General features: G+C 66.2%; 19 protein-coding genes. 7 read left to right on the forward strand and 12 right to left on the reverse strand.

Going from position 1 to position 20,241, the window contains the following annotated elements; translation table 11 throughout:
* Positions 1 to 25: 25 nt before the first annotated feature.
* Genes G6N36_RS05095 through G6N36_RS05115 form a run of 5 tightly spaced genes read right to left on the reverse strand, consistent with a single transcriptional unit; the run spans position 26 to position 6,078 of the window.
* Complete coding sequence (locus G6N36_RS05095) at positions 26 to 2,815, reverse strand: DEAD/DEAH box helicase (RefSeq protein WP_163685503.1); 2,790 nt, start codon at positions 2,813 to 2,815, stop codon at positions 26 to 28.
* Positions 2,799 to 3,749, reverse strand: a complete 951-nt coding sequence (gene tatC / locus G6N36_RS05100) for a twin-arginine translocase subunit TatC (RefSeq protein ID WP_163685506.1) — start codon at positions 3,747 to 3,749, stop codon at positions 2,799 to 2,801. The genes G6N36_RS05095 and tatC overlap by 17 nt, the downstream gene beginning before the upstream one ends.
* 50 nt (positions 3,750 to 3,799) lie before the next feature.
* Positions 3,800 to 4,078 carry a Sec-independent protein translocase subunit TatA gene (gene tatA / locus G6N36_RS05105; protein WP_163690437.1) on the reverse strand — a complete coding sequence of 93 codons (279 nt, stop codon included), beginning with the start codon at positions 4,076 to 4,078 and terminating at the stop codon, positions 3,800 to 3,802.
* A 30-nt stretch (positions 4,079 to 4,108) separates the two neighbouring features.
* Positions 4,109 to 5,077, reverse strand: a complete 969-nt coding sequence (locus G6N36_RS05110) for a helix-turn-helix transcriptional regulator (protein WP_163685508.1) — start codon at positions 5,075 to 5,077, stop codon at positions 4,109 to 4,111.
* On the reverse strand, positions 5,074 to 6,078 hold the full coding sequence (locus G6N36_RS05115) for a helix-turn-helix transcriptional regulator (protein ID WP_179964718.1): 1,005 nt from the start codon (positions 6,076 to 6,078) through the stop codon (positions 5,074 to 5,076). Before G6N36_RS05115 ends, G6N36_RS05110 begins: the two co-directional genes overlap by 4 nt.
* Positions 6,079 to 6,100: 22 nt before the next feature.
* Between G6N36_RS05115 and G6N36_RS05120 the strand changes: the two genes are divergently transcribed.
* Positions 6,101 to 6,691 (forward strand): class I SAM-dependent DNA methyltransferase, encoded by a 591-nt coding sequence (locus G6N36_RS05120; RefSeq protein ID WP_163685510.1) that lies wholly within the window; start codon positions 6,101 to 6,103, stop codon positions 6,689 to 6,691.
* On the opposite strand, the gene pafA is transcribed toward G6N36_RS05120, so the two are convergent.
* Complete coding sequence (pafA, locus tag G6N36_RS05125; protein WP_179964719.1) at positions 6,684 to 8,042, reverse strand: Pup--protein ligase; 1,359 nt, start codon at positions 8,040 to 8,042, stop codon at positions 6,684 to 6,686. The genes G6N36_RS05120 and pafA overlap by 8 nt on opposite strands.
* 152 nt (positions 8,043 to 8,194) lie before the next feature.
* Between pafA and G6N36_RS05130 the strand changes: the two genes are divergently transcribed.
* Complete coding sequence (locus G6N36_RS05130; protein WP_163685512.1) at positions 8,195 to 9,796, forward strand: alpha/beta hydrolase; 1,602 nt, start codon at positions 8,195 to 8,197, stop codon at positions 9,794 to 9,796.
* A gap of 48 nt (positions 9,797 to 9,844) precedes the next feature.
* Positions 9,845 to 10,729 carry an alpha/beta fold hydrolase gene (locus tag G6N36_RS05135; protein ID WP_163685515.1) on the forward strand — a complete coding sequence of 295 codons (885 nt, stop codon included), beginning with the start codon at positions 9,845 to 9,847 and terminating at the stop codon, positions 10,727 to 10,729.
* A gap of 4 nt (positions 10,730 to 10,733) precedes the next feature.
* Here the strand turns inward: G6N36_RS05135 and prcA are convergent, their stop codons facing one another.
* From prcA to dop, 4 genes are all read right to left on the reverse strand, one after another.
* Positions 10,734 to 11,465: a proteasome subunit alpha gene (gene prcA / locus G6N36_RS05140; protein WP_163685516.1), complete on the reverse strand. Its 732-nt coding sequence runs from the start codon at positions 11,463 to 11,465 to the stop codon at positions 10,734 to 10,736.
* The gene (gene prcB / locus G6N36_RS05145) at positions 11,462 to 12,358 is read right to left on the reverse strand and encodes a proteasome subunit beta (protein WP_163685517.1); all 897 of its coding nucleotides are present in this window, start codon (positions 12,356 to 12,358) and stop codon (positions 11,462 to 11,464) included. The genes prcA and prcB overlap by 4 nt, the downstream gene beginning before the upstream one ends.
* Positions 12,355 to 12,549: a ubiquitin-like protein Pup gene (locus tag G6N36_RS05150; RefSeq protein WP_014213325.1), complete on the reverse strand. Its 195-nt coding sequence runs from the start codon at positions 12,547 to 12,549 to the stop codon at positions 12,355 to 12,357. The genes prcB and G6N36_RS05150 overlap by 4 nt, the downstream gene beginning before the upstream one ends.
* A gap of 104 nt (positions 12,550 to 12,653) precedes the next feature.
* Positions 12,654 to 14,150 carry a pup deamidase/depupylase gene (gene dop, locus G6N36_RS05155; RefSeq protein ID WP_163685518.1) on the reverse strand — a complete coding sequence of 499 codons (1,497 nt, stop codon included), beginning with the start codon at positions 14,148 to 14,150 and terminating at the stop codon, positions 12,654 to 12,656.
* Between the two features lie 144 nt (positions 14,151 to 14,294).
* On the opposite strand from dop, the gene G6N36_RS05160 reads away from it, so the two are divergent.
* Positions 14,295 to 15,440 carry a hypothetical protein gene (locus tag G6N36_RS05160; protein WP_163685519.1) on the forward strand — a complete coding sequence of 382 codons (1,146 nt, stop codon included), beginning with the start codon at positions 14,295 to 14,297 and terminating at the stop codon, positions 15,438 to 15,440.
* A gap of 30 nt (positions 15,441 to 15,470) precedes the next feature.
* Positions 15,471 to 16,625, forward strand: coding sequence for a hypothetical protein (locus G6N36_RS05165; RefSeq protein ID WP_163685520.1), 1,155 nt, complete (start codon positions 15,471 to 15,473; stop codon positions 16,623 to 16,625).
* On the opposite strand, the gene G6N36_RS05170 is transcribed toward G6N36_RS05165, so the two are convergent.
* The gene (locus G6N36_RS05170; protein WP_163685521.1) at positions 16,622 to 17,254 is read right to left on the reverse strand and encodes a hypothetical protein; all 633 of its coding nucleotides are present in this window, start codon (positions 17,252 to 17,254) and stop codon (positions 16,622 to 16,624) included. The two genes, G6N36_RS05165 and G6N36_RS05170, sit on opposite strands and share 4 nt — an antisense overlap.
* Before the next feature lie 199 nt (positions 17,255 to 17,453).
* Between G6N36_RS05170 and G6N36_RS05175 the strand changes: the two genes are divergently transcribed.
* Positions 17,454 to 17,738 carry a DUF732 domain-containing protein gene (locus G6N36_RS05175; RefSeq protein ID WP_163685522.1) on the forward strand — a complete coding sequence of 95 codons (285 nt, stop codon included), beginning with the start codon at positions 17,454 to 17,456 and terminating at the stop codon, positions 17,736 to 17,738.
* A 29-nt stretch (positions 17,739 to 17,767) separates the two neighbouring features.
* On the opposite strand, the gene arc is transcribed toward G6N36_RS05175, so the two are convergent.
* Positions 17,768 to 19,600: a proteasome ATPase gene (arc, locus tag G6N36_RS05180; protein ID WP_163685523.1), complete on the reverse strand. Its 1,833-nt coding sequence runs from the start codon at positions 19,598 to 19,600 to the stop codon at positions 17,768 to 17,770.
* A gap of 145 nt (positions 19,601 to 19,745) precedes the next feature.
* Between arc and G6N36_RS05185 the strand changes: the two genes are divergently transcribed.
* Positions 19,746 to 20,237: an MTB12 family secreted protein gene (locus tag G6N36_RS05185; protein ID WP_163685524.1), complete on the forward strand. Its 492-nt coding sequence runs from the start codon at positions 19,746 to 19,748 to the stop codon at positions 20,235 to 20,237.
* Positions 20,238 to 20,241: the final 4 nt, after the last annotated feature.

Below are 20,241 nucleotides of genomic sequence, written 5' to 3' on the forward strand. Positions count from 1 at the left end.
CACCCGGTGCTGTGCTTGCCACACCCTACCCCGCATCAACAGCTACGACGCCGCGCCGAACGTCGTTGATCGCGCGTTTCGCGGTCGCCCGCAGCGCTGGGTCGGGCGCTGCGTTGCGCACCTGATCGAGTAGGTCCAGAACTTGGCGGCACCAGCGTACGAAATCCCCCGCCGACAGCGGGGACCCGGTGCCGCCGGCGTCCGATGCCGCCAGTGCTCTGGTGAGGTCGCCGGTCGAGGCCCAGCGATGAATGGCGGCGACGAACCCTTCGTCAGGTTCGCGGCTGTGACTGATCCGGTGGCGCTGTTCGTCGGCGCGCAGTTCGGTCCACAGCCGGCGGGTCTGATTCAGCGCGCGCCGCATCTTGCCGGTCGCGACATCGGCGCCACCCGGTGCGGTCGGCGTGTCACCGCGCGACTCGTAGAGCACCGCCGACAGCACAGCCGCCAACTCCGCGGCATCCAGGCCCTCCCAGATGCCGCTGCGCAGGGATTCGGCGACCAGTAGATCGCTCTCGCTGTAGATCCTGGCCAGCAGCCGGCCGTCGTCGGTGACCTTCGGATCGGCCGCACCCGCGCCGGCCTCGATGAAGCCCCGCTCGGTCAGCAGCGTCACGATCTTGTCGAACGTACGCGCCAGTGAATTCGTCGCCGCCGCGACCTTCTGCCGGATCTGTTCGTTGTCCCGCTCGACGCGCAGATACCGCTCGGCAAGCCGCGCCTTTTCCTCTCGATCGGCCAGTTGATGTGCGGGATGGCGACGAACCTGCTCACGCAGCGACGCCAATTCGGGATCGACGTCGCGTTCGGCGGGCTCGCCGCTGCGCTTGCGCTTGCCCGAGGGAGCGTCGAGTCCGGCGGCGGCCGAGCGCAACGCCGACGCGAGGTCGCGTCGGGCTCGGGGGTTACGGTGTTCCACCCGCTTCGGCAGCGTCATGGACCCCAGCGGCGCCGATGCCCCTGAGTAGTCCGCGGAGGAGATCCGTCCGGCCCAGCGGTGTTCGGTCAGCACGAGCGGTCGTGGATCTTCGCTGTCGCGGGCGGGTTCCAAAACCACGGCCAGGCCGCCTCGCCTGCCCTGGGTGATGGTGATGATGTCACCGCGGCGCAGCGACTCGAGTGCGTCGTTGGCAGCTTTGCGCCGTTGCAGCCGTGACGCCCTGGACTGTGCCCGCTCGCGTTCGGAGATCTGCAGCCGCAGCCGCACATAGTTCAGAATCGGAAGCTCTCGACCCTTTATCGGCTCGCCGTCGGCGAGTTCGGCCGCGATCTCCTCGAGCATCTTTTCGCCACGTTCGATGCCGCGCACCAAACCCACGACCGACCGGTCCGCCTGGTACTGCGCAAACGAACTCTCCAGCAGCTTGTGCGCCTGCGCGGGACCCATCTGGTGCACGAGGTTGATGGTCATGTTGTACGACGGCGCGAAGGAACTGCGCAGCGGGAAGGTACGGGTGGACGCGAGACCGGCGACCTCGGCGGGATCGACATCGGGAGTCCACAGCACGACCGCGTGGCCCTCCACGTCGATGCCCCGGCGTCCGGCGCGGCCGGTCAATTGCGTGTACTCCCCCGGCGTCAACGGCATGTGCTGTTCGCCGTTGAACTTCACCAGGCGTTCGAGCACCACTGTCCGCGCTGGCATGTTGATTCCCAAAGCCAGTGTCTCCGTGGCGAAGACAGCCTTCACCAGCCCTGCGACGAACAACTCTTCCACGGTGTGACGGAACACCGGCAGCATGCCGGCGTGGTGGGCCGCGAGGCCGCGCAGCAGCCCCTCGCGCCATTCGTGGTAGTCGAGGATGATCAGGTCGGCTTCGGGCAGGTCAGCGCACCGGCGGTCGATCACCTCGGCAATGCGGGCGCGCTCTTCGTTCGTCGTGAGCCGCAGCGACGAGCGCAGGCACTGCTTGACGGCGGCGTCGCAGCCGGCCCGCGAGAAGATGAACGTGATCGCGGGCAGCAGGTTCTCCCGCTCCAGGGTGCCGATCACGTCGGGCCGGCTCGGGCCCCGGTAGATGCTCGGGCGGTCACGATTACGACCCCGGCCGCGCGGCTGCCAGTCGGCGAGCCGGTCGGCTTCAAGCCGATGTGAGATGTGCCGCAACAACTCCGGATCGACCAGCAACTCGCGCCCAGGCCGCCGCGAAGCATGTTTCGCGCCCGTCGCGCGATAGTCGAACAGGTCGAACACCCGCTTGCCGACCATGACGTGCTGCCACAGCGGGACGGGTCGGTGTTCGTCGACAACCACCGTGGTGTCGCCGCGCACCGTCTGGATCCAGCCGCCGAACTCTTCGGCGTTGCTCACTGTCGCCGACAGACTCACCAGCAGGACGTCGTCGGGCAGGTGGAGGATCACCTCCTCCCAGACCGCACCGCGCATCCGATCTGCCAGGAAGTGGACCTCGTCCATGACGACGTGAGAGAGGCCTTGTAGCGCAGGCGAATTCGCATACAGCATGTTTCGCAGCACTTCGGTCGTCATGACAACGATGTCTGCGTCGCCGTTGATCGACTGATCGCCGGTCAGCAGACCGATCTTCTCGGGGCCGTATCGGCGGGCCAGGTCGTTGTGCTTCTGGTTGCTCAGCGCCTTGATGGGGGTGGTGTAGAAGCACTTCCGGCCCGCTGCCAGCGCCAGGTGGACGGCGAACTCGCCCACCACGGTCTTGCCTGCACCCGTCGGCGCGCAGACCAGCACGCCATGGCCGTTCTCCAGCGCCTCGCACGCGGTCCGCTGGAAGGGGTCGAGACTGAATGCCAGCCCTTCGGTGAAGCCCGCCAGCAGGGGCCCGTCAGGTGGCGTCGTCATCGACCACGAGCCGCGAGGCCGTCGGCACGGCGGTGGGCGCGTCGATCTGCTCGACACCGCCGATCGGCGCCGCCTGTTCGTCGGGAACCTCGTCGAGGGCCTCGCGACGGGCTTTGCGCCTGTCGTGGAGGCGGGCGATCTGGATCGCGAACTCCAGCAGCACTGTCAAGGCCAAGGCCAGTGCCAGCATCGAGAAGGGATCCGAGCCCGGCGTGAAGAACGCCGCGAACACGAACAGGGCGAAGATGAGGCCGCGTCGCCAGGTCTTGAGCTTCGCGTACGGCAGCACCCCGACGAAGTTCAGCATCACGATCAGCAGCGGGAATTCGAAGCTGAAGCCGAACACGAGCAGCAGGTTGATCAGGAATCCGAAGTACTGGTCGCCGGACAGCGCCGTCACCTGGACGTCGTTGCCGACGGTCAGCAGGAAACCGAGGGCGGTGGACAGCACCACGTAGGCCAGCACCGCTCCCGCGATGAACAGGATGGCGCCGATGGCGACGAACGCGACGGCGAAGCGCCGTTCCTTCTTGTACAGGCCAGGGGTGATGAACGCCCATAGGTGATACAGCCAGACGGGACAGGCCATCACGATCCCCGCGGTCAGCGAGACCTTGAGGCGCAGCATGAACTGGTCGAATGGCGCGGTGGCGAGCAGGCGGCACGCCCCGTCGGGTGCGATCGTCGCGCGGTCGGAGGCGGGCAGCGCACAGTAGGGGCCGCGCAGCCAGTCGCCCAGACTGGGCAGTCCGAAGGCGCCGTGGCTGTACCACAGGAACCCGAGGATCGTCGTCAGCACAATCGCGGCGACGGAGAGCAGCAGGCGTGTCCGCAGTTCGTGGAGATGCTCGACAAGCGACATGGTGCCGTCGGGGTTGACCTGCGAACGGCGCCGGCGAGGGTCGAGCTTCTTGAAGATTCCGGGGGTCTGCACGGCGATGCCTATGACGCGGCGTTACGCCGCGTGCGGTGGGTCTGCGTCGGTCAGGCCGGTCGCTGGTCCGGCGGCGCGTTCTCCGGGGCCGGGGCGGCGCTCGAGTCGGCGCGTTCCGAGGCGATCGGGGTCGGCGACGCAACAGGCCGGCCGGCCTCCGATGACGGAGTGTCCGGCTTGGAGTCGGACTGCATCTCCTTGATCTCGGACTTGAAGATCCGCATCGACTTGCCGAGCGATCGCGCCGCGTCCGGGAGCTTCTTGGCACCGAAGAGCAGGACGAATACTGCGATGACGATTACCCAATGCCAGGGTTGTAGACCGCCCAATTTGGTCACCTCCAGACGACGGGGACGAGTCTACCCGGCGACGCCGTAGGCGCTGAGCGCCGTGGCGGCGGATTCCCTGACCCGGTCGGCCAGCGACTGGGGTTCCAGGACCCGTACCGCCGAACCGAAGCCGAGCACGAACCGGGTCATCCAGTCCTCGGAGGCGTAGGTCATCGCCGCCTCCCAGCCGCCGTCGGGCAGCTCACGGATCTCCCGCAGCGGGTAGTAATCGAACATCCACGAGGCCGAACGATCGATGAGCAGAAGTGCGGAGGGCAACGACGGGTCCGCGTCGAACAGCGACGTGTCGGGTCCGGCCTGCACGGCCGGTGGTGGCGGCGCGGAGGGCTCGTCGAGGACATGCGCGTCGACGATGCGGTCGAAGCGGAACAACCGCACGCCCTCAGCCGATCGACACCACGCCTCCAGATAGCTGTGGTCGGCGACCAGCACGACGCGAATCGGGTCGACGACGCGGCTCGAGAGCATGTCGTGCGATGCCGAGTAGTACTCGATCGCCAGGGCTCGCCCGTCGCGCGCGGCTGCCCGTACCGCCGCGGCGGCCTCACTTTCGATCGGCGCGCGCTCGTCGACCGCCGCCGCCGTCGTGCCCTCACCATGTCCGACCACACCCGCGGCCGATTCGATCTTCGCGATGGCGCTGCGGGCGGCCTCCGGATCGACCATGCCCGGCACTTCGGCCAGCGCACGCAACGCCACCAGCACTCCCGTCGCCTCGGGCGATGTCAGCCGCAACGGGTGGTCGATACCCGCGCTGAACGTGACTTCGATTGTGTCACCGGAGAATTCGAAATCAATGAGGTCTCCGGGACCGTAACCGGGCAGCCCGCACATCCACAGCTGGTTGAGGTCGTCACGCAATTGCTTGACGCTCACGCCGAGATCGGATGCCGCTTCGGTGTAGGTGATCCTCGGGTTGGCCTGGAAGTACGGGACCATGTTCAGCAGCCGCACCAGCCGTGTCGATATCGCGGTCATGCCCGCACCTCGTCCGTCTGACGTGCCTGTGCGCGCAGCCGATCCAGCACATCCGCCCGCAGCGCCTCGGGTTCCAACGCGACGGCGTCGGGACCGTAACTCGCGACCTCTCGTGCCAGCCTGTCGATCATCCCGATGTCCAGCTCGATCTCCTCGCCGGCCCGGCCGTTTAAAGTGCGGGGACCGATGACGGTCGCTCGGCGCCGCAGCGCGGTCGCGCGGCCGTCGGCGACCCACACCCTCGCGTGCCCGCTGCTCGGGAACTCGCCAACCGCACGCTCGACGATCTGGCGTAGATCGGTCCCCTCGGGACGTTGCACCGCTCCCGGCGGGCCGATCGTCGTCACCTCGGCTCCGATGCGGGAGAGCCGGAACGTGCGGGTGTCGTCACGGTCGCGATCGTGTCCGACCAGGTACCAGCGTCCCCTGTTGGTGATCACGCCCCACGGCTCGACGGTCCGTGTCACATAGGGCTCGCCGCGCGACGGCCGGTGCGGAAACTGCACTGTCTGTCGAGAATCTATGGCGGACAACAGAATTCCCAGCACTTCCTCCGAACCTCGCATACTCGGCAGCGCCGCGGTCGACGTGATCGCTACATCGGAGTGCGGCGCATCGACGTCGACCCCCGCGGCCCTCAACTTGAGCAGCGCGCCCTGGGTGGCGGTGATGAGCTCGGGAGACTCCCACAGCTGCGTCGCCACGGCGACGGCCGCGGCTTCGTCCGCGGTCAGCTCGACCGCGGGCAGCGCGTACGCCTCGCGATTGATCCGATATCCCTCGGTCGGGTCGAACTGGGAGACACGACCCGTCTCGAGCGGGATGCCCAGGTCACGCAGCTCGTTCTTGTCGCGTTCGAACATGCGGGAGAACGCCTCGTCACTGGCGCTGTCGGAGTAGCCGGACACCGTTTCGCGGATTCGCTCGGCGGTGATGAAGGTGCGCGTCGACAGCAAGGCGATGACGAGGTTCATCAACCGTTCGACTTTGGAAATCGCCACTCCTATGAGCTTAGGGTGAGTTGTGGGCAGTCGTTGGCAGGACACCGACGCACCCCGTGGCGACGCGTACGACGAGCGGTGGCGTCAACTGGCCGCCGCAGGTCAGAGTATCCACGGCGAGGCCGATCTGATCGAGTCGCTGCTCCGCGAGACGGGTGGAAGTCGCGTGCTCGACGCGGGATGCGGGACCGGCCGGGTGGCGATCGAGCTGGCGGCTCGTGGATTCTCGGTGACCGGCATGGACCTCGACGAGGGCATGCTCTCCGCGGCCCGCGCCAAGGCACCTGAACTGCGATGGATTTTGGCGGACCTGAGCGAGGCGAGCGCGCATCTTGACTCGGAGTTCGACGTCGTCGCGTTGGCGGGCAACGTGATGATCTTCGTCGCCCGCGGAACCGAGGCGACGGTCATCTCCCAGCTCGCATCCCTTCTGGCGCCCGGCGGATTGTTCGTCGCGGGATTCCAGCTCACCACGGGCCGGCTGACACTCGACCACTACGACACGGCCTGCGCCGCCGCGGGCCTGGAGTTGGTCGATCGCTGGGCGACCTGGGATCGCGAACCGTTCCACGGCGGCGACTATGCGGTGTCGCTGCACCGCCGCCTCACATAGAGGCGATCAACCGCTTGACGCGTTCGTCGACCGAACGGAACGGGTCCTTGCACAGCACGGTGCGCTGCGCCTGATCGTTCAGCTTGAGGTGGACCCAGTCGACGGTGAAATCGCGACCCGCCTCCTGTGCGGCGTAGATGAACTCGCCGCGCAGCTTGGCCCTGGTGGTCTGGGGCGGGGTGTTCACCGCGGCCTCGATTTCCTCGTCCGTGGTGATCCGCGCGGCCAGCCCCTTGCGCTGCAGCAGGTCGAACACGCCCCTGCCCCGCTTGATGTCGTGATACGCCAGGTCCAGCTGGCTGATCTTCGGATCGGACAGCTCCATTTTGTAGCGGTCCTGGTAGCGCTGGAACAGCTTGCGCTTGATGACCCAGTCGATCTCGGTGTCGACCTTCGCGAAGTCTTGGCTTTCGACCGCATCCAGCTGACGACCCCACAGGTCGACCACCTGCTGGATCTGAGTGTTGGGCTCGCGGCTCTGCAGATACTCGACGGCGCGGGCGTAGTACTCGCGCTGGATGTCCAGCGCGCTGGCCTGCCTGCCACCCGCCAGCCTGACGGGACGCCGTCCGGTGAGGTCGTGGCTGACCTCACGGATCGCCCGGATGGGGTTGTCCAGCGAGAAGTCGCGGAAGGCGACGCCGGCCTCGATCATCTCGAGCACCAACGACGCCGTACCCACCTTGAGCATGGTGGTCGACTCGCACATGTTGGAGTCGCCGACGATGACGTGCAGCCTCCGGTATTTCTCGGCGTCGGCGTGCGGCTCGTCGCGAGTGTTGATGATCGGCCGGGACCGCGTCGTCGCCGAGGAGACGCCTTCCCAGATGTGCTCGGCACGCTGGGACAGGCAGAACGTCGCCGCCTTCGGTGTCTGCAGCACCTTGCCCGCGCCGCAGATCAGCTGGCGGGTCACCAGGAACGGCAACAGCACGTCGGAGATGCGGGAGAACTCGCCGGCACGCACGATGAGGTAGTTCTCGTGGCAGCCGTACGAGTTGCCCGCCGAGTCGGTGTTGTTCTTGAACAGGTAGATGTCGCCACCGATGCCCTCGTCGGCAAGTCGCTGCTCGGCGTCGATCAGCAGGTCTTCCAGCACGCGCTCACCGGCGCGGTCATGGGTGACCAGTTGGACGAGGCTGTCGCATTCGGCGGTGGCGTACTCAGGGTGGGAGCCCACATCGAGATAGAGCCGGGCGCCGTTGCGCAGAAATACGTTGGAGCTGCGGCCCCACGACACCACGCGCCGGAAAAGGTACCGGGCGACTTCGTCGGGGCTGAGCCGACGATGGCCGTGGAACGTGCAGGTGACACCGAACTCGGTCTCGATGCCCATGATTCGTCGCTGCACCTGTTCGAGACTACTGGTTGCTGGTCGGACGCGGAGTGCTGCCGCGCCGAACGACACTGTTGACGGTGTCGCTGGTTTGGGAGGGGCGCCGCGGGTCGCCGCCCCTGTGGATAACTCGAGCGCGCCTTTCGACTGATCTGTCAGCATGAGGCATGGGGGGCCGAACGCGTCCGACTGTGTCCGATGCGCAAGCGTGGCAACCGAACTCGCTGCGTGAGGCCGCAGCCAGCTGGCAGGCCGCGGTGACCGACGTGCACGCCGGTGTCGACGGCGTGATCCAGGGGGTCATCGGCGCGCAGCAGGTGTGGACGGGCTCGGCGGCCGAGGCCGCCCGTGACGAAGCCCTCACGGTCGGGCGGGCCTCCGATGCGCTGGCCCGGGCGATGGTGCTTGCCGCGATCGCCGCCCATGACGCTGCCGAACAGATCGCGATCGCCCGCTCCGCAGTGCTGGCTCTGGTGGGGATCGCCGAGTCCGACGGCTTCGCGGTCTCCGACGACGGCACGGTATCCGTCCACGATGCGCCCTCGTCGTTGCTGATCGCACTGTCGGGCGGGCACGGCGGGGTGGCCGACGAGTTGCTCCTCGTCCGGGCTCAAGAGCTGACCCGGCGGTTGATCGACGCGCTCGACCGGCTCGGAGCCGCGGACGCGGACGCCGCCCGCGACATCGAGGAGGCGCTCGCCACCCCGCTTTCGGTGCCCACCGCGACGATGCCCGCCGGCGCGGCGCCCGGCGACGTCGTGGCCGGCTGGCCCGTGATGGGCCAGGATCGGATCGCTGCCCAGATCGCGGCCATGACACCCGAACAGCGGAGCAAGCTCGTCGCCGAGTTCCCGCGCCAGGTCGGCAACACCGATGGCGTGCCATGGGAGATGCGCATCGCGGCGAATCGCACCAACATCGCCCAGGCGATTCTCGACGAACCCGATCCGCACCGCGCCGCCTTCTACCGCACGCTGCTCGGTGAGGTCGACGATCCGGCAGGTGGCGGGCGTCGGGTCGACCGGCAGATCGTGGCGTTTGACCCGGCGAGAGCCTCGCTCGTCGAGCTCAACGGCGATCTGGCGGCGGCCCGCAGCGTCGCGGTGCTGGTACCGGGCATGAACACGACGATCGAGGGGTCGGCCGCCAACACTGCGACGGCACGCCGGTTTGTCGCTGCCGGCGGTGGCGATGTGGCGGTTCTGACGTACCTGGGTGGACCGTTTCCCCGAGGCAACCTCGTTTCCGGTGTCGTCGAGGCCGCCAGCCCGCGATACGCGCTGGACATGGCACCTCGGCTGGTGGCGTTCAGCGAGGACGTCGACCGCACCGTCGACACACAGGCGGTGGGCCGGGCGCCCGTGCCGGTCACCTACATCGGCCACTCCTACGGCGGTTCGATCCTGGGCACCGCCGAAGCGTTGGGCCTGACCGCCGACCAGACGATGTATGTCGCGGCCGCGGGCGCAGGTGTCGGAGTTCAGGATCCGAGTGAATGGCACAACCGTAATCCCGACGTGGTGCGCTACTCGATCACAGCGCCGGGTGACCTCATTCAGGTCGTGCAGGGCCTGCCGCGGGGTCCGCACGGCGCCGACCCGGATGAGATGCCGGGCGTAATCCATTTGGCGACAGGCTATTACGACGACGGCCGCCTCATGGCCGGATTCGACGCGCACTCCGATGTGTTGAATTCGCCCTCAGACTCCTGGCGCAACATCCTGGCGGTGATCACGGGCGACCGTGAGCGAATCCAGATGACCGGTTAACGGTGGCAAAACCAGCCATTACCGTCGAACGACGGCCAGAATGGGCCGATGTGGTCGCGCAGCGCCCCGGTGGACGGTTTCCGGCTCGCATTTGACCGATTCGGCGTCAGGGGTGCGCCGCCGGTGGTGTTGCTGCACGGCTGGCCCGGCAACCGCCACGACTATCGACGGGTTGCGCCGCTACTGTCCGGGGCCACTGATGTCATCGTCCCCGACCTGCGCGGATTCGGCGGATCCGACAAGCACGCTGTCGCCGTCCGCCACTTCTACAGCGCCACCGCGCAGGCGGCCAGCATCATCGGGCTCATCAGAGAACTCAGGCTTTCCCAGGTGGTGCTCGCGGGGTACGACGTCGGCAGCCGGGTCGCTCAGAGCGTCGCCCGGATGGAACCCGATCTGGTGTCGGCGTTGGTGCTCTCTCCCCCACTGCCCGGTGCCGGTGACCGGGTGCTGACCGCCCGGGCGCAGAGCGAGTTCTGGTATCAGGCGTTCCACCAGCTGCCGCTCGCCGCGCAGCTGATCGATGGCAATCCCGAGGCCGTCCGGGAATACCTTCGGCACTTCTGGTCGCATTGGTCCGCACCGAATTTCGCTGTCCCCGAGGATGATCTGGAACGGTTGGTATCGGATTATGCGCTGCCGGGAGCATTCACCGCGTCGATCGCGTGGTACCGCGCGGGTGCGGGAATGATCGCCCAGTCACTCACCGAATTACCGCCGGATCGCGCCATAAAGATTCATGTGCCCACCGATGTGCTGTGGCCCCAGCATGATCCGCTGTTCCCGCGTGAGTGGTCCGACCGCCTCGACTCCTACTTCAGCGATGTGGAGCTGCACGTCGCGTTCGATGCCGGGCATTTCACGCCACTCGAATGCCCCGAGCAGTTCGCCGAGCTCGTCCTCATCCGGGCGCGCCCGAGCGACGCCGCGTGACGGACTACTTGGCCTCCGGTTCGCCTTTCCCGGCGTCCGCTACGGGCAGCAGCGCCTCCAGCGCCGAGCCGGTGATCCGCCGGAAGGCGCGACGCGGCCGGTTCACGTCCAGGACGGCCACCTCGAGCGTCGCCGCCCCGAGCGTGCGCGGCTCACCGTTGCCGCCGGCCTTCAACGCCTCGATCGCGATCTTCGCGGCGTCCGCCAGCCCGGCGTTCTCGGTGTAAGACTCGTTGAGCTTCTCGGCGATCGGTTCGGTAGTGCCGCCCATGACCACGAAATGCGGTTCGTCGGCAATCGATCCGTCGTACGTGATCCGATACAGCTCAGGAGCTTTCGATTCACCGAAATGTGCCACCTCGGCCACGCAGAGCTCGACTTCGTACGGCTTGGCCTGCTCGGTGAAGATCGTGCCGAGCGTCTGGGCGTATACGTTGGCCAGCTGACGCCCGGTGACATCGCGACGGGCGTACGCGTAGCCCCGAGTGTCGGCGTACTGAATTCCGCCGCGGCGCAGGTTGTCGAACTCGTTGAATCGACCGACGGCCGCGAAGCCGACCCGGTCGTACAGCTCGCTGACCTTCTGCAGCGAGCGCGACGGGTTCTCGGCCACGAACAGGACACCGTCGGCATACGCCAGTACGACGACGCTGCGTCCGCGGGAAATGCCTTTACGCGCGAGCTCCGAACGCTCGCGCATCGCCTGCTCGGGCGAGATGAAATACGGAAAGCTCACGACTCTCCCCGGGCGTCCGTGGATCGATGCGTCGCATCCGGGCCGAATGTGTCTGCCCTGGATCGACTTTCGATGATCTGTCGGGCAAACTGCGCGATGCGTTCCTCCGGAACCTCCTCGGCTCCGTCCGCGCCGATGGCGACCGCGGTCGGGTAGATGCCGCGCACCAGATCCGGCCCGCCTGTCGCGGAGTCGTCGTCGGCGGCGTCATAGAGCGCCTCGACGGCGACCCGAAGTGCGGAGTCGGCGTCGGAGACCTGCGCATAGAGCTTCTTCATCGACGACTTGGCGAAGATCGAACCCGAGCCCACCGACTGGTAACCCTCGTCTTCGAAGTTCCATCCACCCGCCGCGTCGAACGACACGATGCGGCCCGCGGCCACCGGATTGGGGTCGTCGAGGTCGTAGCCGGCGAGCAACGGCAACGCGACGAAGCCCTGAAGGGCCGCACCGAGATTGCCCCGGACCATGGTGGCCAGCCGGTTCACCTTGCCGGCGAACGTCAGTGCGACGCCCTCGAGCTTCTCGTAGTGCTCGAGCTCGACGGCGTACAGCCGGGCGAATTCCACCGCGATGGCCGCGGTGCCTGCGATGCCCGTCGCGGTGTAGTCGTCGGTGATGTAGACCTTCTGCACGTCGCGGCCCGCGATCATGTTGCCCTGCGTCGAGCGGCGGTCACCTGCCATCACCACGCCGCCCGGGTACTTCAGCGCCACGATCGTCGTCCCGTGCGGAACCGCATCCGTGGGCACGGTGCCGTGCTTGTTCACCGGAAGCAATTCAGGTGCCTGGCGCCGCAGCAGTTCAGAGAAGGACGACAGGTCCACGGGAACGGACGGCACGCCTGGGAGTGGAGAGGGAAAGGCCAGCTGTTCGCGGTTCGGCCAGGTCACTGGCCACCCTTCTGGACGTACGCGCGAACGAAGTCCTCAGCGTTCTCTTCCAGCACGTCATCGATCTCGTCAAGCAGGTCGTCCGTCTCTTCGGCGAGCTTCTCGCGACGTTCCTGGCCTGCGCCTGCGCTACCGGTGGGGTCGTCGTCATCGCCGCCGCCGCCACCACGCTTCGTCTGCTCCTGCGCCATCGCCGCCTCCTGCGTATGTCTGCGGCGGGCCTATCGCAGCCCGCCGTGACTCCACCCTACCGGTCAGCGCACAGGATGCCGTGGATAGTGCGCCACCTCGAGGCTCAGTTGGTGAGCTGTTCCACCAGTTCGACGGCGCTGTCCACGGAATCCAGTAGGGCGCCGACGTGGGCCTTGCTGCCGCGTAGCGGCTCGAGGGTGGGAATCCGGACGAGCGAATCTCCACCGAGGTCGAAGATCACCGAGTCCCAGCTGGCCGCGGCGATGTCCGCGCCGAACCGCCGAAGACATTCGCCGCGGAAGTACGCCCGCGTGTCGGTGGGTGGGTTGTCGACGGCGTCGATCACCTGCTGTTCGGTGACCAGTCGCTTCATCGAGCCGCGGGCGACGAGCCGGTTGTACAGGCCTTTGTCCAGCCGAACGTCGGAGTACTGCAGATCGACGAGGTGCAGACGCGGTGCCGACCAGCCGAGGTTCTCCCGGTTACGAAAGCCTTCCAGCAGCCGCAGCTTGGCGGGCCAGTCCAGGATCTCCGCGCACTCCATCGGATCTCGCTCCAATAGGTCGAGCACGTTGGCCCACGTTTCGACGACATGCGCGGCCCGTGGGTCGGGGTCGCGGCTGTCCACCAGTTTGGCCACCCGGTCCAGATAGATCCGTTGCAGCGCAAGGGCAGTCAGCTCACGGCCGTCGGCGAGTGCGACGGTGGCCCGCAGCGACGGGTCGCGACTGACGACGTGCACGGCGTGCACGGGCCGGGCCAAGGCCAGATCGGTGAGGTCCATGCCCTCTTCGATCAGGTCCAGCACCAACGCGGTGGTGCCGAGCTTGAGATAGGTCGACGTCTCGGAAAGGTTGGCGTCGCCGATGATGACGTGGAGCCTGCGGTATTTGTCGGCGTCGGCGTGCGGCTCGTCGCGGGTGTTGATGATGCCGCGCTTGAGCGTCGTCTCGAGCCCGACCTCGACCTCGATGTAGTCCGAGCGCTGTGACAGCTGGAAGCCCGGCTCGTCGCCCGACGGCCCTATTCCGACGCGGCCCGATCCCGTCATCACCTGACGCGACACCAGGAACGGCGTCAACCCGGCAATCACCGCCGAGAACGGTGTCTGGCGGCTCATGAGGTAGTTCTCGTGGGACCCGTAGGAGGCGCCCTTGTTGTCGATGTTGTTCTTGTACAGCTGCAGCTTGGCGGCCCCAGGCACGCTCGCGACGTGGCGCGCTGCGGCCTCCATCACCCGCTCGCCGGCCTTGTCCCAGACCACCGCGTCGAGCGGGTCGGTGCACTCCGGCGCGGAGTACTCCGGATGTGCGTGGTCGACGTACAACCGGGCGCCATTGGTCAGGATCATGTTGGCCGCGCCGACCTCGTCGGCGTCCACCACCGGCGGCGGACCTGCTGACCGGCTCAGATCGAACCCGCGGGCATCGCGAAGGGGCGATTCGACCTCGTAGTCCCAGCGCGTGCGTTTGGCCCGCTGGATGCCCGCGGCCGCCGCGTACGCCAGCACCGCCTGGGTGGAGGTCAATATCGGATTCGCGGTGGGATCGGACGGCGACGAGATGCCGTACTCGACCTCTGTTCCGATAATCCGTTGCATCTGCCCAGCCTAGGGGACGGTCCGAGTAGCCTGCGACCGTGCCGTCTGACTGGGACGCCTCCGCCACTGAGCACTACGCGCCGCGAGTCGGTCCGTGGCGTGCCGCGATCCAATTGACCGACAACCCGCAGCGGCGGGCGCTCCATGATTGACGTTCAACAACGGCGGGCGGCGGACGCCTGGTTCCTCGCCCAAGGGCTTCCCGCGGTGCTGCGCCCAGGACGGCTGGTGCGCCGCCTCTGGCCGCGATCGGCGCCGGCGCTGGCGGCATTCGCGGTGTTCATGGTCAATTCCGCCGTCGTCGTGGAAGTAACCGGTAAGCACACGATCGACATCGAGGGTGGGCCGACCCGCACAGAATGGTTCGTACTGGGTTTGGTTGTCCTCGTACTGCCCCTTGCGTCGCTGGTGGGCTGGCTGGTGTCCAGAATCTCAACCGTGCGGGGCCGCACGGTCGCGGCGACCGCCGCGCTGGTGTTCGGGATCGCGGGCGGCATCATCGGCGGTCCGAGCCCCCGGGTGCTGGCAGATCTGATCTTCGAAGCCGTGGTCATCGCCGCCATCTTGGCGATGACCGCGACCGGCCTCGGCTCCATCCTGTCGTGGACCGCGCGAAAGACCTTCTCCCGCTTGGCCGCGGTGGGCAGGCTGATGATTCGTGCGCTGCCGGTGCTGCTCCTGACGTTTCTGGTGTTCTTCAATTCACCGGTGTGGCTGATGGCGGCCAGCATCTCGCGCAGCCGGTTGTGGCTGGCCCTGATGTTCCTCTCGCTCATCGCCGCGGCCTTCGTCGTGGCCGTCACTATCGACCGTTTCCGCCCGGTGATAGAGGCTCCGGATGCTGCCGTCGATCGTGGCGCCGAACTCGCCGACACTCCGTTTTCGGCGATGCCGGATCCGTCCGGGACGCAGACGCTCAATCGCGCCGAACGGCTCAATGTGATGTTCGTGCTTGCGGTTTCGCAACTCGCCCACATCTTCGTGGTTGCCATCGTCACGGCGTTGATCTTCCTGATTCTCGGTCTGATCTTGCTGTCGCCCGAGGTGCTGTCGGCGTGGACGCGGGGTGAGGGGTCCAGCGATGGAACATTCCTCGGGATGACGATCCCGGTGCCGCAGTCCCTCATCCAGGTCACGTTGTTCCTCGGCGCGCTGACGTTCATGTACGTCAGCGCAAAATCCGCGGGCGACGGCGAATACCGAAAGCAGTTCCTCGACCCGCTGAGCGATGAACTCAGGCTCACCTTGGTGGCCCGCAACCGCTACCGGGCGGCAGTTCCGGCGCGCTGACCGTTACCGGGCCTCGGTTTCCCGCACAATATGCGCGTGTCCGACATGCGGGGCGTCCACGAATGGTTTCTCCATCGCGGGCTGCCACTGGTCTTGACGCGGCGGGTCCGGTCGCGCGCGCTGATTGACCGGTCAGCGCCGATGGTCAGCGGTATTGGTGCGCTCATCGCGCTGACGATGACGCTGACCGAGCTGACCGATGGCGACCCCGACTACGGCTACGCGATCCGCCTCGGCGTACTCACCTTGGCGTTGATCGTCGCCCCGTTTGCGCTCTACCTGCTGCACCGCTCCGGCACCACGCGTGGCGAGGCGGGCCGCCGAACGGCTGCCCTGCTCGTGATGGCGCTGTTCGTGCTCGGACTGCCGTTCGCCGACAACGGCTTCTCCGGGATCGCCATGGCCGAGATCGTCGGATTCGCCGTCGTTGCGGTGCTTGCGATCTGGCTGACCTACCTCGGCATCGGTGCAATTGCGCTGTGGGCATTCAGGTTCGCATGGTTGCAGGTGGGTGCGCTCGGTACGTTGATGAGCCGTGCGCTACCGCTTCTCATGTTGACGGTGGTGGTGTATTTCACCGGTGAGCTGTGGCAGCTGGCGGCCCGGATGTCCCGCGAACGGCTCTGGCAGACCATCGGATTCCTCGCCGTCGTGGCGATCCTGTTCATGGTCGCGACCATTCGCGACGAAGTGAAGGCGCTGCGTGAAGATCGGGCCGGTCAAGGGGACCCGGCCAAACTGCTCGAAGGGACCCCGCTCGACACCCCCGATGGTCAGGCGCCCCCGCGTACCGCGCTGTCGTTCGCCGAACAGGTCAACGTCGTCGCGGTGATGGTGGTGGCACAGGCGATCCAGGTGGTGCTCTTTACCACGGGCCTGTTCGTGTTCTTCGTGGCGCTCGGGATCGTCGCGGTGCCCGACGATGTCGCGGTGTTGTGGTCAGCCGAGGAGTCGTGCCCGATCGGCGAACCGCCCTGCGCGGGAACGTGGTTCGGCGTTCATGTGCCGGTGGCGCAAACCATCGTGCACGTCTCGCTGTTTGTGGCGGTGCTGTCGGGCCTGTACTTCACCGTCAGCACCAGTGTCGACCCGATCTACCGGGAGCGGTTCTTCGACCCGCTGATTTCCGACGTGGCGGTGAGCCTGGCAGGCCGCGACGCCTATCTCGCGATGGACACGAGCTAGGACTGCGCTTGAAGCGAATAACTGTTCGCCAAGTCGTCCTGCGTCACACTGGCGTCGGTGTTCGTGGTGTCGACAAACAGCGTTGACGTGGGTGTGCGCGCTTCGTAGCGCCAGCCGTCCGGCAGGGACAGGCGACCGGCGAGGCCGGGTAGATCGGCGAGCGACAAGTTGGGATCGACAGTCTGGCTGAACGTCTGCATCACCCAACGCCTGCCATCGGGATCGACGAGTTCGTAGATCTCGCGACCTGCGTCGAACGTGAACAGTGCTTTTCGGTTGACCCGGTTCGTTTGATAGGGCGCGGGATTCATCGACGAGAGCTTCACAGTCGCTTGTCGGATCATCTCGAGCCCGCCGAAGCTCTCGTGCTCCAGGTGATCTCGATCGCGCTTGCCAATGCTACTCATCAGCCAATAGCGAGGTCCGTTGAGAAGTGCGGCGACCGCGTCGTTTTCCGCCGCGATGGCGTTGGCGTCCAACTTGTCCCACAATTCGGCCGGACAGTCGTTGAGCGGAAAAGTGTTGTACACGGTGGCCTCGGGTCCCGAATCGGCGTTCCGGACCAGCAGCACCTCGCCATAACGCTTCCCGAATACGTCGCCTATCAGCGTGACACCGTCGTCAGACATACCGCGAAATTACCGAACTGTCGGGCGTCCGCGCAGGTCAACCGTAGCCATGGCAATAAAAGGACGATAACAATGCAATAAATTGACGGTAACGCAGATTTCGCCATAAACTGCGCCGATGCAACGTGCCGAGTGATCGCCTTGATCACACCCGGGCTCGGAAAACGCTGCGCAACAAAAGGGTGGAGGGAATTCGACTATGAAGAAGCTCGTAGTCTCGTCAATCGGAGCGCTGGCACTTGGCCTCGCACTCGCGGCGCCGGCCTATGCGGATGACGCAGCCTTTTTAGACGCAGTACAGGCGGGCGGCATCGAACCCAACGATGCTGCCCTGCAGATGGGCCAGGCGGTATGCAACGAGATCGCAGCGGGCATCCCGGAGGGCACCACGGTTGTCTCGATCTACACGAACACCGGCAACGACATCACCGCCGAGCACGCACAGGTGCTCTACGACGCGGCCGCCGCCAACCTCTGCGAGTAGGCCGAGACGTTCGATCTGGGCCGGTGCAGTTAGAGGTACTGGCCCAGATTCGACTCGGTGTCGATCGCGCGGGAAGCGCTCGACGACTTGCCGGTGACCAGCGTGCGGATGTAAACGATCCGCTCGCCCTTCTTGCCCGAAATCCGTGCCCAGTCATCAGGATTGGTGGTGTTGGGCAGGTCTTCGTTCTCGGCGAATTCGTCGACGATCGAGTCGAGCAGATGCTGTATGCGGAGACCAGGCTGCCCCGTTTCCAGCACGGACTTGATCGCGTTCTTCTTCGCGCGGTCGACAACGTTCTGGATCATGGCGCCGGAGTTGAAGTCCTTGAAGTACATGACTTCCTTGTCGCCGTTGGCGTAGGTGACTTCGAGGAACCGGTTGTCGTCGATCTCGGCGTACATCCGGTCGACGACCTTCTCGATCATCGCCTTCAGGCACGCCGCTCGGTCGCCACCGAACTCGGCGAGGTCGTCGGCGTGCACAGGGAGTTCCTCGACCAGATACTTCGAGAAGATGTCCTGCGCCGCTTCGGCGTCCGGGCGCTCGATCTTGATCTTCACATCCAGACGGCCGGGCCGCAGGATCGCGGGATCGATCATGTCCTCGCGGTTGGAGGCACCGATGACGATCACGTTCTCCAGACCCTCGACACCATCGATCTCCGATAGCAGCTGCGGAACAACGGTGGTCTCCACGTCGGAACTCACACCGGTGCCGCGGGTACGGAAGATCGAGTCCATCTCGTCGAAGAACACGATCACCGGCGTGCCCTCGGACGCCTTCTCCCGAGCCCGCTGGAAGATCAACCGGATATGACGCTCGGTCTCGCCGACGAACTTGTTCAGCAGCTCGGGGCCCTTGATGTTGAGGAAGTACGACTTCGCCTCGCGTGCATCGTCACCGCGAACCTCGGCCATCTTCTTCGCCAGCGAGTTCGCCACCGCTTTGGCGATCAGCGTCTTGCCGCAGCCCGGAGGGCCGTACAGCAGCACACCCTTCGGGGGCCGCAGCGAGTACTCGCGATAGAGCTCCTTGTGCAGAAACGGCAGCTCGACGGCGTCGCGGATCTGTTCGATCTGCCGGCCAAGACCGCCGATGTCGTTGTAGCTCACATCGGGGACCTCTTCGAGGACCAGATCCTCGACCTCGGCCTTGGGTATGCGCTCGAACGCATACCCGGCTTTGGTGTCGACCAGCAGTGAGTCACCAGGCCGCAGCCTGCGCGGACGGTCGTCGTCACCGTCTTCGGCGTCGACCTCGTCGGGCAGGAACTCGGCGGCGACCAGCGGCTCAGCCAACCAGACGATCCGCTCCTCGTCCGCATGTCCCACCACGAGCGCGCGGTGGCCGTCGGCAAGGATCTCGCGCAGGGTGCTGATCTCACCGACGGCTTCGAAGTGGCCGGCCTCGACCACCGTCAGCGCCTCGTTGAGTCGAACCGTCTGACCCTGTTTCAAGGTCTCGATGTCGATGTTCGGCGAGCACGTCAGCCGCATCTTGCGGCCCGAGGTGAACACGTCCACCGTCTCGTCGTCCTGGACCGACAGCAGCACACCGTATCCGCTGGGCGGCTGACCCAGTCGGTCGACTTCCTCGCGGAGCGCGAGCAACTGCTGCCGCGCTTCCTTGAGGGTTTCCATCAGCTTGGCGTTTCGGGCGGCAAGCGAGTCGATCCGGGCCTCGAGTTGGTGCACATCGCGCGCGCTGCGCAGACCGCTTTGCGGTCCTACAGCACTCTCGAGCTGCTCACGCAGCAGGGCGGCCTCGCGGCGCAGCTCTTCGAGTTCGGCTGCCTCATCGCTGGACATGCCGGACTCGTGGGGTGTTCCAAATCCTTCAGAACGCTCGGACTCGCTCATATTGCGCTCCTCCCCGCACCGGATGTTGGTGCAGTAACAACTTCAAAGCTACCGGCGATTCAGCCTTTGTGTGCGCTCTAGCAATCGACACACCATCGCTCCTTGTTAACCTCATTCCTGAGTTGGGCCCATCGAAAGGACAAACGTGACCCTGAAAGCCCTCGTTAGCGGCGCGGCAGCAGCCGCCGTCATCGCCGGTGCCGCGGCAGGTGTGACTTCCATTGCATCCTCGGATGTGATCGCTTCACCACGCGTGGCGCAGGTCGTATGGGACATCCCGCTGCCGCAGCAGCCCGTGCCAGACGTGCAGGGCCCGCTGCTTGCGACGCTTCAGGCGCTCGGGGCGCCCGGTCTCTCCGCATCCAAGGCGCCGTACATCCAGGGCGGCATCGGGCGGATCGAAGGCCGCGTCGCTGACACCAAATTGCGCGAGGCGCAGGCCGAAGGGAAGTTCCCACTTTCATTCAGCCTGGCCAATATCGTCCCGAGCGGTCCCGGCTTCACCGCCGACGTGACGGCAACGGCCGCCAACGGTGGCGTCGCGAGCCAGAACATCACATTCGTTCCCGGACCCAGCCCGACCGGCTGGCAGATGTCCAAGCAGTCGCTCATGGCGTTGATGTCGGCTGTCGGCTAGGCAG

It is taken from the genome of Mycolicibacterium gadium (genome assembly GCF_010728925.1).
Taxonomy (GTDB): Bacteria; Actinomycetota; Actinomycetes; order Mycobacteriales; family Mycobacteriaceae; genus Mycobacterium; species Mycobacterium gadium.